The 14,105-nt window shown below is 63.0% G+C and carries 15 protein-coding genes; 1 reads left to right on the top strand and 14 read right to left on the bottom strand.

The features are described from left to right. Nucleotides 1-2: 2 nt before the first annotated feature. The 14 genes from ABD884_RS09595 to ABD884_RS09530 all read right to left on the bottom strand — a co-directional run bounded on the left by ABD884_RS09595 (nucleotide 3) and on the right by ABD884_RS09530 (nucleotide 11,957). Nucleotides 3-254 carry a hypothetical protein gene (locus ABD884_RS09595; RefSeq protein WP_345044132.1) on the bottom strand — a complete coding sequence of 84 codons (252 nt, stop codon included), beginning with the start codon at nucleotides 252-254 and terminating at the stop codon, nucleotides 3-5. A gap of 148 nt (nucleotides 255-402) precedes the next feature. Then, a complete protein-coding gene (locus ABD884_RS09590) occupies nucleotides 403-1,134 on the bottom strand; it encodes a Bax inhibitor-1/YccA family protein (RefSeq protein WP_345044125.1) in 732 nt (243 codons plus the stop codon). A 128-nt stretch (nucleotides 1,135-1,262) separates the two neighbouring features. Beyond that, the gene (locus tag ABD884_RS09585; RefSeq protein ID WP_345044121.1) at nucleotides 1,263-2,141 is read right to left on the bottom strand and encodes a hypothetical protein; all 879 of its coding nucleotides are present in this window, start codon (nucleotides 2,139-2,141) and stop codon (nucleotides 1,263-1,265) included. 54 nt (nucleotides 2,142-2,195) lie between these two features. Then, the gene (locus ABD884_RS09580) at nucleotides 2,196-3,731 is read right to left on the bottom strand and encodes a serine/threonine-protein kinase (RefSeq protein ID WP_345044116.1); all 1,536 of its coding nucleotides are present in this window, start codon (nucleotides 3,729-3,731) and stop codon (nucleotides 2,196-2,198) included. A gap of 67 nt (nucleotides 3,732-3,798) precedes the next feature. Continuing rightward, nucleotides 3,799-4,611: an FHA domain-containing protein gene (locus ABD884_RS09575; protein WP_345044107.1), complete on the bottom strand. Its 813-nt coding sequence runs from the start codon at nucleotides 4,609-4,611 to the stop codon at nucleotides 3,799-3,801. 183 nt (nucleotides 4,612-4,794) lie between these two features. Further along, nucleotides 4,795-5,073: a preprotein translocase subunit SecE gene (secE, locus tag ABD884_RS09570; protein ID WP_345044101.1), complete on the bottom strand. Its 279-nt coding sequence runs from the start codon at nucleotides 5,071-5,073 to the stop codon at nucleotides 4,795-4,797. A 98-nt stretch (nucleotides 5,074-5,171) separates the two neighbouring features. Then, on the bottom strand, nucleotides 5,172-5,900 hold the full coding sequence (locus ABD884_RS09565; protein WP_345044096.1) for a hypothetical protein: 729 nt from the start codon (nucleotides 5,898-5,900) through the stop codon (nucleotides 5,172-5,174). A gap of 75 nt (nucleotides 5,901-5,975) precedes the next feature. Further along, nucleotides 5,976-6,437 carry a hypothetical protein gene (locus ABD884_RS09560; protein ID WP_345044093.1) on the bottom strand — a complete coding sequence of 154 codons (462 nt, stop codon included), beginning with the start codon at nucleotides 6,435-6,437 and terminating at the stop codon, nucleotides 5,976-5,978. Nucleotides 6,438-6,509: 72 nt separating this feature from the next. Next, nucleotides 6,510-7,322, bottom strand: a complete 813-nt coding sequence (locus tag ABD884_RS09555) for a hypothetical protein (RefSeq protein ID WP_345044090.1) — start codon at nucleotides 7,320-7,322, stop codon at nucleotides 6,510-6,512. Then, the gene (locus tag ABD884_RS09550; protein ID WP_345044086.1) at nucleotides 7,322-8,287 is read right to left on the bottom strand and encodes a hypothetical protein; all 966 of its coding nucleotides are present in this window, start codon (nucleotides 8,285-8,287) and stop codon (nucleotides 7,322-7,324) included. The genes ABD884_RS09555 and ABD884_RS09550 overlap by 1 nt, the downstream gene beginning before the upstream one ends. Continuing rightward, nucleotides 8,274-9,059 carry a hypothetical protein gene (locus tag ABD884_RS09545; protein ID WP_345044082.1) on the bottom strand — a complete coding sequence of 262 codons (786 nt, stop codon included), beginning with the start codon at nucleotides 9,057-9,059 and terminating at the stop codon, nucleotides 8,274-8,276. The genes ABD884_RS09550 and ABD884_RS09545 overlap by 14 nt, the downstream gene beginning before the upstream one ends. 72 nt (nucleotides 9,060-9,131) lie before the next feature. After that, entirely contained in the window at nucleotides 9,132-9,722 is a 591-nt protein-coding gene (locus ABD884_RS09540; protein WP_345044078.1) for a hypothetical protein, read from the bottom strand. A 49-nt stretch (nucleotides 9,723-9,771) separates the two neighbouring features. Further along, nucleotides 9,772-10,992: an ABC transporter permease gene (locus ABD884_RS09535; RefSeq protein ID WP_345044073.1), complete on the bottom strand. Its 1,221-nt coding sequence runs from the start codon at nucleotides 10,990-10,992 to the stop codon at nucleotides 9,772-9,774. Continuing rightward, nucleotides 10,992-11,957, bottom strand: a complete 966-nt coding sequence (locus ABD884_RS09530; RefSeq protein WP_345044062.1) for an ABC transporter ATP-binding protein — start codon at nucleotides 11,955-11,957, stop codon at nucleotides 10,992-10,994. Before ABD884_RS09530 ends, ABD884_RS09535 begins: the two co-directional genes overlap by 1 nt. A gap of 166 nt (nucleotides 11,958-12,123) precedes the next feature. Between ABD884_RS09530 and ABD884_RS09525 the strand changes: the two genes are divergently transcribed. Then, nucleotides 12,124-14,001 carry a hypothetical protein gene (locus ABD884_RS09525; RefSeq protein WP_345044055.1) on the top strand — a complete coding sequence of 626 codons (1,878 nt, stop codon included), beginning with the start codon at nucleotides 12,124-12,126 and terminating at the stop codon, nucleotides 13,999-14,001. Nucleotides 14,002-14,105: the final 104 nt, after the last annotated feature.

The following is a 14,105-nucleotide window of genomic DNA, read 5'->3' as shown; positions in this document are numbered from 1 at the left end:
GCTCAGATCTCCTGTGCAGCGTGGGCGTCCACCAGGGCGCCGAGGGTTTTGCGGACTGAGGCTTCAAAGCTCTCCAGCGCATGGCCGTCACGGCGCGGGCAGTTGTCCCGGTCGTAGCATTTCTCGTCGTGGCGGCGCCGGGCGACGATCAGAACGGAGAGGTCGTTGACCGTCAACGTCAACGGCGTGGACTGTCCGGCAGGATAGGGGGTGCATGGCTTCGCTGCCGGGCGGCGGCTGGATGATGCGGACATTGGCGGGCTCCTTCGTAGATCGGTGGTTCGTTGACTTCTATGTGTGCGGCCTTCCGGGCATCGCTCCACGCGTCCGAGAACCGGTCCCTTCCAAAGAAAAACGACCCGACCCACAGTGTGCGGATCGGGTCGCTTTGGAGACTCGTTCTTAGTCGTCGCCCCTGAGCAATGCAAGCAGCTTCAGCATTTCCAGGTAGAGCCAGACGATGGTCAGCATCAGACCGAAGGCGTTGTACCAGGCCTGGTTCGCCGGTGCCCCGCTTTTGACGTCGTCCTCGATCACAGTGAAGTCGACGATGAAGTTGAACGCGGCCATCACGACCACAACAAGCCCGACGACGACGCCGATCGGAATCGAGGTGCCGGGGATGTGCATCGAGCTGATCCCGAAGGGCGTGTTCACGACGTGAAAAGCGACGAGCATCAGGTTCACGACGCTGTAGACCAGGTAGCCGATCATGGCCACCAGGAGCATCTTCATCATCGCCGGTGTTGCCCGGAAACCGCCGAACTTGAAAGCCACGAGGGTGGCACCGAGGACCGCAACGGTGCCAATGACGGCCTGCAGCACAATGCCCGGGTACGTCGTCTCGAAGATTTTCGACACGCCGCCGACGGCCAGGCCCTCAAACGCCGCATAAGCCAGGGTCAGCACCGCGGACGGGTTGCGCTTGAAGACGGCGACGAGTCCGATGATGAACGCGACGCCGGCCCCGACCGGGGCAAGGGCGGGGAACATCCAGCCCACAACGCCGGTGGCGACCAGCACGCCCATGGTGAGGAGGGTTTTGACGATGACGTCATCGTACGTCATGGTGGCGCCGTCGAGCGGTGCGGTCCGGAAGGAATTTTCCTTCCGGGTGAAGGCGGGATTACTCAAGAGTGGTCTTCCTTGGTGTGGGGTGGTGCTGCAGGGCGCGGTTTGCACCGCATCCTGCAGCGGGACAGCCCTCATGTGTGCGGAGGTGTGGATAGATCTTCCCGGAGGTATAAATGCCGTGGACATGACTATTCGGCGTAGTAGACCTCGAGCTTCAGGTCCGGGTCCCCGAACGGTTCAATGGCGCGGGTGCCGCCCTTGGTGGACCGGGGCGCTGACCCGTTGGCGATCAGCTCCGGGAGCATGGTTTCGAACTTCTCGAAGTTCCCCTGCCGGCCCTTGTTCGTGTCGATGCTGGCGATGAAGGAGTAAGGGGTGTCGCGCTGCGGGCCGACGGACGGGTCGTCCAGCGGTTCGCCGCCGATCGCTGAGCTGTTGGCGTAGCCGACGACGCCGGAGAGTGTGTAGGCCTCGGCATCGGTGAGGGGCCGGTTGGCCTGGAACCGTATCGCCTGGGTGTCCTGCGGGTAGCCGCTGATGGAGGCGTGGTTGAAGACTATGTCGTGGACTTTGACCCTGTCGAAGACTTCGCCGGACTGCAGCCGCGGATCGCCCAGTGGCACGGGCTCCGTTTTGCCGTCCGGGACTGGCTCGGCCTGGGCGAGAGCATGCCGGGGCGCGTGCAGGGCCTTGGCGACCTGCGCTGTCCGGATGAGCTCAAGGGAGTCGGCCTCATCCGTCAGACCCAGCTCGCGCAGTTTGCTCACGCCGGCCTGGGCTTCCCGGGCGGTTTGGATCGAGTAGCCGTGGTCCAGGAAGTGCACCAGCTCGGCGGTCTCTTCGATATTGCGGTCGGTGAAGTCCAGGGAATCGTTGAGCTTCGTAGTGACGCCGTGGATTTGGTCGTCGGTGAGCTGGTCGAGGAGCCCTAGGTTGTGGAGCCGGTCGGTGACAAACTCGGATTGGACCGCCGGCGCACGGAGCGCGACGGACGGTTCTGCGTGGGCTGTGGCGGCGAACTGGCCGCCGACGGGAACGCCTTTGGGCTGGCGGGCTGATGTGGTCATGCTAGATGTGTGTGCGGCAGAACCGCTATGACGCCGGGAAACGTGGAGGTCTGCTCAGGAGCCCGGTGTCGGCAGTGCAGAGCAGAGCATTCTCACGTCACCCCAGGCGGATACCTTATAGACGTTGCCGGTCACCTTTGGGGTCAGATATGCGACAAGTTTGAAGCGGAAGACACCTGTCAGGTCGACTTTGACCTTCTTGGCTACCCCCGTTGTCAGCACTCCCAGTTCTTCTGATGTACCGCCTTCCCGTTCCAGGACGAATCTGGCGGTCACGGAGGCTGAGCTGTCATCCAGTCCTATGGTGGCCTCAAGACTCGTGCATTTCGTGTAGGCATTCCACTGTGATGTGCTCTCCGTTCCGTCGTTCAGGAGGCCCATCTGGTAACTACGGGGGTAGACATCCCCGGCGATACTGACCGGTCGGGCCACGAACCCGGCACACCCGCCAGTACAACCAGTCCCAGCCTGAGTTTCGATTGGCTGCATATCTGACAAGTACACCCACGACGGGCCGGCCACAGGCGCGGGAGCCGTCGACGTGTCGCTTGGCGTCGGAGATGGTGTCGCGCTCGGGCTTGGACTCGTCGACGGGGTGGGAGTGGGAGTGGGAGTGGCCGTGGTCGGGGTGGCCGATGGAGACTCGATCGTCGGCGCCGCGACGGGGGGCGAGGACGGTGCTGCCGAGCCCCCGGGGCGGAGCGAAATGGCGGCAATCGCAGTCACAAGAAGAAGGACCACGGCGCCGACGGCGGCGAGAATCCAGCGCCTTCTCTTGCCGGTCTGAATTACTGGAACCGGAACAGTGGCAGTGTTTGAGCTCAAGCCGCCAGCCCCTGCTTTTGTCTTGACTGCTTTGAAGGCCTCCAGAAGTTCAGATGCGACCGGGCGCCGTGCACCAAGGGCGTCTCGGATCAGTGCGGTCAGCTCGCCGGCGAACAGCCCGGGTGGAAGATTTCCGTCGGGCACTTTGCCGGTGAAGAGCCACAGGGCGACGGCGCCGAACGACCAGATGTCCGAGCTGCTATTGGCGTGCTTGCCTGCCCGGACCTCCGGTGCCATGAAGGGCAGGCTTCCGAAGACGTGAATGGATTTGGTGGCTTCCGGATCACGGGCTGAACGTGCGATGCCGAAGTCGGCAACATATGCTCTTCCTTTTCGATCCAAGAGGATATTCGATGGTTTCAGATCCCGGTGGACGACCCCTTTTTCGTCGTGCAGGTAGGTAAGTGCTTCGAGAACGTCAGTGAGGATGCTGACCTTGGATGCGTCGGAAATCGCGCCAGTTTTTACCGCCTCCCCTAGATCGGTGCCTTCGATGTATTTCATGACGAGGTACAGCTGATTTGCCTCGATGAACTTGTCAAAGATGGGGACGATGCGTGCGTCGTCCAGATCTGCAAGGGTCTCGGCCTCAAGTTCGAGTCGTCGCCGATACCCGGGCCCCGGGGCCGCACCTTCGCTCAGGCATTTGATGGCAACCGGGCGGTTCAGTTCGCCATCGCGTGCCAACCAGACCTCGCCCATTCCGCCTTTGCCAAGTCTTCGCTCGAGTGTGTAGCGCCCTGCAAGCTTTTGCCCCTCTTGCATGTTCCTGTCTTTCTACGGCTGAATGTGTTGGTCCGGGTGGTCTTAACGGCGAAAGCGCCGGCGGTTCCTAGGTGCCGAGCCTGATCTCTATAGGGCCGGAGGCTCCGACGGTGATCGTCGAATCCGAGGTCAGGGGCGTCGGGCCGGTGGCGACTATCCCATCAACCTTTGTTGCGTTTGTGGTGTCCTGAGGGAGCAGGGTCCAAGTGCCGTCTGAATAAACAATGTCGGCTTGGTGCGCCGAAATGTGCGGATGTACCGTGCGGATCGCGTTCCCGATGGAACGCCCGAGGGCATAAGGGCTGTGCTCCGGATGAAGGCTCCACTGCTGGTCTTCGAAGTTCACCGTCAAAACCCCGCCAAGGCGTTCTGTCGTTGCGCCCCGAAACAGATCATCGGGGTCGGTCATGCGCTTCGTGGTCCCGTCCTGTGCCACTTCGTAGCTGATTCTGGGTCTCAGTCGTTTGAGTTGGATATTCGGCCAGGCTGATACCGGGACCTCGTCCTCGTCAGGTGATAGCCATCCCTGCTGAAGCGCGAACCGGTGACGGTAGGCTGCCAGCTGGTCGGTGAACTCTTTGAGGCCGAATTGCTGGATGAAATCGAAGTCTTCCTGCGGCATTTCGACGGTGATCTTGCGGACGTGCATGAAGGCACCGGAGGGGCCCCTGATTCCGGTTCCGCGCATCTTCCCGCGGTAGGTGAATCTGATCCGCCCGGGGGTGAGCGGCCCGGCGTCCAGATCCCTCCTAATGTAATTCCTGGCAGCATCCCACGTCGTCAAATTGTGAAGGCGTCCCACATGGTGAAAGTACGTCCATGCGAGCGACAAGGGCAGCACTACAAAAATGATGACAACGATCGCGAAACCAAGGCCCATCCCCGAAACCTCCCCCATCCGCCAGCTGATTTTGGGATTAGCGTACTGGGTGAAACCGGCTTGATCACGAACCGACCGGTTGATGACGCGGAAAATCACCCGTTGTACGCGGCTCGTCCTCCAAACCATCGGTGGGCAGCAAAAAGGCGCCCCGCCATCGGCAGGGCGCCTTCGGGAGCCGGGTCAGTGATCGCCGATGGGGCTGCCCTTGAACAGCAGCGACGACAGGGTTCCGAAGCCGAGGTCCACAAGGGTGACGAACAGGATCATGATGGCGACGAACGCGACCACGGTCACGGTGTAGCGGAAGAGTTCTTTGCGGGTCGGGGTGACGACTTTGCGCAGCTCCGCGATGACCTGCCGGGCGAACAGCACGATCGATCCGAAGAACCCTTTCTTCGCGGCGACGGGGGCCTGAGGTCCGGAAAGCGGCTTGTCCAAGTGGGTGAGGGTCTGGGTCATGAAAGAAGGTTCCTTGCTGCTTCGATGGTTCTGCCGGAGGGCACGGTGGGACGTGCTCGCGTCACATGTGTGCGGCAGTTCCGGAATCCATCCCCGGCCTACCCGTTGTTGGCGGCCGTCGAGCGTCCCGCTTCGTATTCGGCGCGCTCTTCGTCGTCGAAGCCTTCGATGATGGCCGAGGCGTTGCCTTCGAACCGCATGAGGATGGTGCCGCCGTCAAGAACTTCGACAGGGGTCGCGTTCGGTTCCATGAGCAGTTCTGATCCGACTAGGTCGTTGCCGATCTTGTCGTTGATGCCCTCGATGTTGTTGTCTATGAGGTCGGACATGTCCATAGTTGCCAGGCCGGATACCCGGCCGTCCTCGTCAACGCGGGCCCCGATTTCATAGGCGGACAGCGGTGTGTCCAGCACGGCGCCGGCAGGCCGGTTCGCGGGAGCTCCCAGGATGCGCGCGTAGACGTCCGCGTCTGTTTCCTCAGCCTCTGCCATGGCCTCCTGGACGTGGACCGAGAACGGTCCGTCGTGATCCTTGACCAGACCGAGCCGAACGGCAGAGTCGAACAGCTGGTCTGCGTCATCGGAGTTGTCCCTGAGTGCCCGCCGCTTTTCCGTGGCCATTTCGGCCAGGATCCGGCCGGCGTCGAATTCCACGGTTTCGATGTCAATGGCGTAGTCGTTCTGCCATTGCTGCAAGGTCACGCTGGCCATGATCTTTGGCGGTGCGGCCGCGGATGCGAGGAACACGTCAGGCTCGGCATGGACGTCGGCGGCGAACTGTCCGCCTGCGGGGATGCCTTGGGGCTGGCGGCTGGGTGAGGTTGTCATTGTGCCTTTCAGGTGGTTATGTGCCGGACCGTGATCGCCGGCATGGGTTTGCGTGTGGTGGAGCGGTTTGTATGCCTACTGGGCGTAGGCCTGGCTTGATGCTCGGAGCCCGGTGTCGATGCCGTATCCGCCGCGGCCAAGGGGTAGGTCCTTCATCGGGATGATTTCGACGGAGCGTGCCCACTTCTTCAGGGCTCCCATCGTGTGGTTCCTGGTCCAGAAGAAGTACCAGTCCGGGGATCCGGAGTCCCGGAAGGGATTCGAGTAGCCGTTGGCGATGAAGGCGCCGACATGATCGAACCGGAACAGGGTTTCTTCGAGTGCTGGTGCCCGCGGGCATACAACGGCGGCACCTGCCCATTCGGCGTAGTTGTCGAGGGTGAAGTAGGAGAGCCAGTGTAGAAGCTCCTCGTCGGTGCAGTCCTCGTAGACGATGGCGCCGTTTTCAAGGTGCCACAGGTCAGGGTAGAGGTGGCCGTCGCGGATCACCGAGCTGGTGACGTGATTCCAGGCTTCGTCGGGGATGGTGCGTTCCATCGGTTCTCGGTTCTCGTTTCGTCGGTGAGTTTGGTGGGATTCCGGCCCCACCCCGGGTCTGGGGCGGGGCGGCTATTCGCCGGGATCGAGGTTGATGTAGAGCCGGTCGGTCTTCTCGTCGTAGTCGACGTGGCCGTCCAAGTGGATGTCTTGGAAGTCGTGGTTCTCCAGTGCCATGAGGTCGCCGTCGCCGTGGTTGCGGTGGATGTCCTCGACATGGTCCAGGTTGAACGTCAATCCGGATTCGACGTCGGCGTTGCGGTTGACGTAGAGCCGGGCGAACTCGGGGTTGATGGCGAGCAGTTTCTTCGAGAGATCCTTGACGTAAGCGTCGGTGGCCTCGCGGTTGATCTCCTGCGCGTACGCGGACTGCGCCTTGGCCCGGTCCATGCCGGTCAGGTGCGCAAACGGATCGTTGGAGGGTTCCGGGGAGGAGCTGACCTCGGCCCAGCGGTCCTGGACGGAATCCAGGCTGAACGCCCCTGAGTCGGGGACGAAGATGGCTGACGTTTCCTCGGTTGCGTGACGGTCCATCTCCCAGAACGGGTCGTACTTCACTTCGAAATCAATGCTGTCCTGCTCGTCAAGTTTGATGCGGGAGCTGTCAGTCCGGTACAGGTCCATGCCGGAGGTGAAGCGGCCGTCCCCTTTCGTGCTGATGTCGACGCAGGCGAAGGCTGCATCAGGGTATTTGGCACGGACGCTTTCGACCCAGGTGTTCTGGGAGTGCGCCTCGTACTGGTCTTTCGCGGCAAGGTAGCGGTCCGCGAGGATCTGCTCCATACTCTTCGGGGTTTCGGCGGCGAGGCTGAGGGCTGGCTCGCCGTGGGCGGTGGCAGCGAACTGGCCGCCGGCGGGGATACCGCGAGGCTGACGGTCGCCCATCAGAAGCTCTCCATGTTGCAGCCGTCGATGTGTTTGCCGCGCGGGGCGGTACACCAGGGGCCGTCCGTGCAAGGCCGCTCCTCGGACTGGGTTGCCGGTGCGGGCTCCACCGTGGACGTGGCAGCCGATGCGGCGCCTTCCCCTGCCGGGGTCCAGGCTGCAGCCTTTTTCAAGTCGATCGTGTACAGGTTTTCACCGTAGGAACCGGTCGAGAAGGCACCGGCCCAATGGGAATTGTGCGGTTCCGCGTCGAGGTTCTTCAGCAGTCCAACGACTTCCTTGGCACCGTTGGAATTGTCATCGTCCTCGAAATACTCCGTCAACCGGTTGTAGCCAGAGTCGCGGACGATGGCGCCGGACACGAACTCGCCGTTGTCCCAGGAATCGGTCGTGATTTCGGCTGTGTCGGCGGTCGGGTGGTCGGCGAGGATCTTGCGGGCTGCCAGGCCTGCGCTGGCCAGCTCGACGTCCCGGAGTGCTTGGCGGGCTGCAGATCCGTTGTGTTCGATCGTGGAGGCGAGCTCTTCGTCCGTGGCAGCAGATGCGATGCCGGTGGCATTCGCCATGATCCGGGCACGGGCGCGCTCCACCGCGGCCTTCTCCTCGGCACGGACGGCCGCGACGATGCCGATGTGACGGCCGGTCAGCCATTGTTCTGCCTGTTCGAGGTTCTCGTCGTCCGCGCCGTCCCATTCGCCGAATGTGTGGCCGTCATAGCCGTCGCTGCCGTTGCTCTTCTCCCAGACCTCGATGAAGTCTCCGTTGGGCAGGGTCGCGGAGGAGAGGATCTGCCCTTCGTCGGTGACGTGGAAGCCCAGTTCGGGCTCGGGCAGGTCTTCGGGCCAGCCATCCAGTTCGGGGCGGCGGGCCGGGGTGGTGAGGCTCATTTCGGGTTCTCCGTGGGCGGAGGGGGCGAACTGTCCCCCAGCGGGGATGCCCTTGGGTTGGCGGTCAGCGGTAGTCATTGCGGTCCTCCCAGGACAGTCCTTCGGTGCGGTGTTTGTGGGTCCAGGCCGGGCTGTCGTCCTTGGCTGCGGCGATCCGGAAGGACCGCTCCATGTGCCAGGCGAGCTTGCCTGTCGGTGAGCCGTCGGGCCCGTCATCATCGACCGAATCAATCAGGTCGCGGACAGCCTCGTCGGCGTCGGCCCCGGTGAGTTCTTCGCCGTTGCGTGAGACCTTCAGCGTGCCGGTGTCGTGGTCGAACTCCACATCCAGGTCGGTACCGGATTCTTCGATGTCCGCGAAGCAGGCCACGGACAGGGCGTGCTCGCCGTCGATGAGGTCGTAGCTGCGGAAGTCATACCTTTGGCTGCCGGCGTTCAGGGTGAAAGCGTCGATGGCATCGGCGTCCGCCAGTGCATTGGCCAGGTCTTCGCCGAGGTTCTCTGTCCGGGATTCGTAGCGGCGTCCGTAGGTGGGTGCCGAAGGGTCTTCGCAGTCGTGGTTCTCGATAGCCCAGCCGGGAGTGCCGTCCTCGTCGAGATGTCCGTCCTGTCGGATCTCAAAGGTGCGGCCGTCGTTGGAGGTGAACTTCAGCCTCCTGCCGGAGGCGGACAGGGCCCCTTGAAGTCCTTCGGACTGGATGGAATCGACCTGGTCGGCGAAGTAGGTGGCTGCTTCCTTGTCGACGTGCAGGGCCCCGCGCAGGCCGACGGCCGGGTGGTCGTGGGCGGTATGCGCGAACTGGCCGCCAGCGGGGATGCCGCGGGGTTGTCGCGAAGCGTTGTCTGTCATGCCTTACATGTGTGCGGCAAGATCGAAAAAGGCGCAGGGGCAGAATAAATGTTCCTGCCCCTGCGCCTCGGATCAGGAAGCTTTGGCTGGGGCCGGGTGAGCGGTGCACTGGTTGGAGTGGGCGCCTGTGCTCCACGGCCAGAAGTGGGCGCCGGTCGAACCTGAAGATGAGGAGCCGTCTCCCTCGCTGTGGCCGGCGCTTCCGCCTTCGGATGAGTGTCCCGAGCTGTGACCGTGTCCGCCTCCGCCGGCCTTCATGACGAAGCTGGCCGTCGTGATGTTGGCCGTGGAAGTACCCGCGTAGGAGACGGACTGGGAGGAGGTCGGGAAGTCCGCTGCTTTGGGGCAGTCGTTGCTCTGGCCGCTGCAGGCGGTCATGGAAGTGGTCGCGGCGAGGACGAGGGCTGCGACGGCGAGGCGCCGCTTCACCGGGTTGATCCTGGCGCGCGGGGTCCGGTCGGCACGTCGGGCCTCAATGCGGTCCCGGTGGGACTGCAGGGCGTTGCGCAGCATGTCTTTGGCGGCGCCGAGCATGTCGCCGGTGTCGCGGGTGCCGAGCTCCTGTGTTCCTGCGGAGAGGTGAAGGGAAGGCTCTGCGTGTGCGGTCGCGGCGAACTGGCCGCCGACGGGGATCCCCTTGGGTTGGCGGTTGAAGATGGTCATGCCAGGACTGTGTGCGGCCGGGCACCCAATGCGCAGGCCGCCGCCCCTGTCACCTTCTACGGGTGAAGGCGGCGCGGAGCCGGACCTTGGAGGTGTACTGGATGCTGCCGTGCCGGAACAGCTTCACGGCCAGGGCGATCGCGGCGGCGCCGAGGATGAACAGTTCAGTGATGACGAATGCTGCCTCTCCTCCGCTGAGTGAGCCGAGCCCATTGCGGAGCATGGCGGTCACCGGTGCGGAGAGCGGGAAGTAGGTGAAGACCTGCACGACCGGGGAGCCGGGGTCGCTGAGAATCAGCGGCACCGCGTAGAGGGGCACGAACATGGTGATGACGATGGCGCCGAACAAGCCGTTCGCGTCTTTGGCGGTCGGCATCATCGAGCCGATCGCGACCAGCGCCCCGGCGAACAGGATGAAGCCGACGGTCAGCAGCAGCGCCCCGACGATCATCGACGATGGCGACGGAATGAGTGCGGCCAGAGAGACGTCGGGGATGCCCGCGCGGCCGCGGAGGAAGATGAAGCCGACGGCAGCCGGCACTCCCACGGTGAGCATCTGGACGGCCCCGGTGGCCAGTATCCCCAGGATCTTGCCGATAATCAGTGAACTCGGGTTTACGGAGGTCAGGATCATTTCGGTGACCCGGTTTTCTTTCTCCTCGACGGTGCTGTTGAGGATCTGGTTGCCCAGGAACAGGATCACCAGGTAGAAGAGAGCCAGAAAGAGCAGGGGCGGAATCACGGCGTAGATGCCGCCGGAAACCTTCCCGTCTTTGAACATGGTCTCGGAGAAGGAAACCCTGCCTGCCGCCAGCGCGGTGAGCTCCGGGTTGTTCACCTTCTCTTTCACGGCGAGGGCGATCATGTGGGTCGCCGCAGCACTGTATTTGCCGGACTCGAAGAGCCCGAGGTCCTTGCCGTAGACCTGGACGGCTTCGCGGGCCGGGGATTTCGGGATGTAGATGAAGTCGTCGGCGGTTCCAGCGCGGACGGCTTCGATGGCGGCCTGCCGGTCGGTCACGGGAGTGCCTCCGGAATCCTTTCCGAGCTTCGCGGAGATCAATCCGGATTCATCCAGATACAAGAAGGAGATGGTGGCCCCTTTCTGGGCTGAAACGGATTTGCTGGCGCTGGCCCCGCTGAAGGAGACCAGACCGAAGACGATGCCGATGACAACCGGGACGATCAGGGTGGTGGCCCAGAAGCTTTTCTTCTTCAGGGTCCGCAGGAACTCGAAGCGGACGACGGTGCGGAGGTTATGGTGAGCCATCAGAGGGCTCCTTCCAGGGCCGGGTCGGCGCCGTAGATTCGCAGGAAGATGTCCTCCAGAGAGGTCCGTGACGTGGTGAAGGAGCTGACCCGCACGCCAAGACTGACGAAGTGCCTGAGCAGCTCCGCGCTGTCGACGGCATCAGTCAGGGCGAGGTGGGCCGTGAATTCGCCGGGGGCGCCGGTTTGGCGGACCTCAACGGGGATGTACGAGGCATCTTCGGGAAGGACCCCGGTGTAGGCGATCGTGGCGGTACGGGTTCCGTAATGGTCCTGCACCTCGGCGACCGTTCCGTAGGCTTCGGCCTTGCCGCCTTTGAGCAGCAGGATCCGGTCGCAAAGCTGTTCGACCTCCTCCATTTGGTGGGTGACCATGATGACCGTCGCGCCATCGCGTTTCTGCTCGGTAATGATGTCCATGAGGAGCCGGCGGTTGACCGGGTCAAAACCCTTGGCGGGTTCGTCAAGGATCAGCAGTTCGGGTTTGCTCATGATGGTGACGCCGAGCTGGACCTTCTGCTGCTGGCCGCCGGAAAGCTTGTCCAGCCGGGTCTTGGCTTTGTCGGCCAGGTTCACGCGCTCCAGGAAATCCATGGACCAGCCCCGTGCTGCTCTCCGGGAAAGCCCTTTGAGTTCGCCAAAGTAGACCATCACATCAAGGACGGATTCCTTCTTGTAGAGGCCACGTTCCTCGGGAAGGTAGCCGAGTGTGCGGCCATCTTCGGGGCGGAACGGCTTTCCGTTGATGTGCAGGGTTCCGGCGGTTGCCTGGTAGATCCCCAGGAGCGCGCGGATCGTCGTGGTCTTTCCGCAGCCGTTGCCGCCGAGGAAGCCGAACGTTTCGCCGCGGCGCACGTCAAAAGAGAGACCGTCAATGACGGTTTTGGCCCCGAAGTCCATCCGGAATCCCTCTACCTGGATGATCGCTTCGGTGTCGGCTGGGGGGCTGGTGCTCGGGCAGGTCATCGGTTTCCTTCATTGAATGGCAGACAGGATCGGCGACGCACAGGCACCGCCATGACCATGTGTGCGGCAAGAGGAGAAAAAGTGCCCGACGAATCATTGGGTTGGTTTGTACCCACGGCCCTGCGGGGTTCGTATGCTGTAGCCACGGCATCGGACGGGGGACGGAATGCGGGAACTTCGGAGAGTGCGACTCATCCCGCTGCTGGCGGTTCTGCTGGCTGTGTGCCTGGCTCTCAGCTCGTGCGATCTGTTCGCGCAGAAACCTGCAGCAGCATCCGGCGGCGTCGTGGGTGACAACGGGGCGGACCTGACAGTATCCGGGGTCCACATCGTCATTCCGGCCGGCGCGGTGCCGACCGGAACGCACGTCGAAGCGGCCTTCGAAGACCGCAACCCGGCCGGAGCCGACGGCACCAACCTGAAAACCCTCTCCAAGGCTTTCAGGATCAAGCTCGGCGACGGACTAGAGCCCGCCAAGCCGCTCACAGTCACCGTTCCGGTAGATAAAAACCTGCTCATCGCGCAGCAGCAAAGCGACACACCATCGACAGTTGCGATGATGGTCCAGTCCGAAGGCGCTTCCACGCCGGACCTTGTCCATGGAACCTGGGACCCCGCCGCGGGCACCATCACGGCGCAGGTGCCGCACCTGTCCTGGGTGTGGCCAGTGCAGCTGGATCTGGGCGCGGTCATGAAGAACGTGCGTGACAGCATCATGCAAAGCCTCGGAATCGAGTACCCGAAGCCTGACTGCGTGGACAAGCCGGTCACGATCGGGGCCACGACCTACAAAGCCGTCTCCCCCGCGCAGGCGTGGGTATGCGTTGGTGATTCGAACGGTTCACTGACCGTGACGGCATCATCGAACTCTCCGATCCCATTCCTGACGACGACAAGCCCATCCGCTGAGGCGACCAACAAGACTGAGGTTTCCGTAGCGACCGCATTTGCAGTCGCAGTGGCGGGCAACTCGGGCTTCACCAAAAAGCACCAGGCCATCTTGATGCCCGGCGCCGACGCGCAATACTCGTTCAACGGGGCACCCGGGAACGATGTCCAAGTCGGCTTCCAGCAATTTCCCGCCATGCTCCTGGTGTCCATCCTGGCGAAGGTGTTCGATGTCGCTGTCGGCCATTTTGTCGATTCCAAGGCCCTGGACATGGTCTCCAAGGCCGGGTGCATGCAGAACATCGTGGACACGTCCCAAGCCGGAAGTGCCCTCTCCCCCGGGGTCGCGGCCGGGGTGGTCAAGTCCTTCTTCGGTTGCGTCGGCAGCGTTGTCTCGCTCTCCTGGCCGGCCCAGATTGTGATGGCCATCCTCAGCGCCGGGCCGCAGTTCCTGGTTGCCTCAGCACTGGGGATCATCAACGAGTTCACTGGCGGGTCCGACTTCACCGCCACCGTCAAAGCACTGGCACTCAAGGCTCCTGGTGTTCTGGATGGCGAGACCCGATTCGTCACGCTCGACCCGTGGCATGACGGGGCACTTGCAGCGGTCGCGGAGACGCAAGATGCATCAATTGTCGCTGCCGATCAAGCCCAGTACGCGTACTGCAGTGGATCCGAAATCGCGCCGCGGAAGGATGGTTTCCGGTGTTATTGGCCCGGGATTTACGATCCCTGCTTCCAGAGCCCCACAACGTCCGGGGACTTCCTCTGCGAGACGGTCGACACGAACGGCAAAGTGAAAACCACTCGTCTGAAAAACATGCACATCGGAAGTGAATTCAGTACGTTCGTCAATTCAGGTGCGCCGGAACAGAGCAGTCCCGTCCGCGTCGAACTGACCGACGGGACGATATGCGCACGGTCCACCGGGGCGGGACCGCAGGGTGTCCCAGGGTACCCGTACTGGGCCGGGGCCTGTTTCGGGCCCAGCGCCGGAGTGTGGCGGGTGGGCGAGCCGGATCAGTGGAAGGATGACCAGGCCCACTACCAGCTCTACCCTGCGGTGACGCCGGGCGGATATTGGCAGGTGGCGATTTCCGTCGGGAATGAGACGGCTCCCGCCCAAAGGTTCGACGTCAAGTCTGTGTACCGCTAGACCTGAAGCGAGGAAACCAAGATGGCCCCGCTGAGCGGAGGCCTTTCCTTCGGGCATGTCCGCTAGGACACACCCGGCACCCTTGTGAAGTCCCGCACACGATC

This window comes from Arthrobacter methylotrophus (assembly GCF_039539965.1).
In the GTDB taxonomy this organism is placed as follows: domain Bacteria; phylum Actinomycetota; class Actinomycetes; order Actinomycetales; family Micrococcaceae; genus Arthrobacter; species Arthrobacter methylotrophus.
This window is presented reverse-complemented; position numbering and strand designations above follow the sequence as displayed.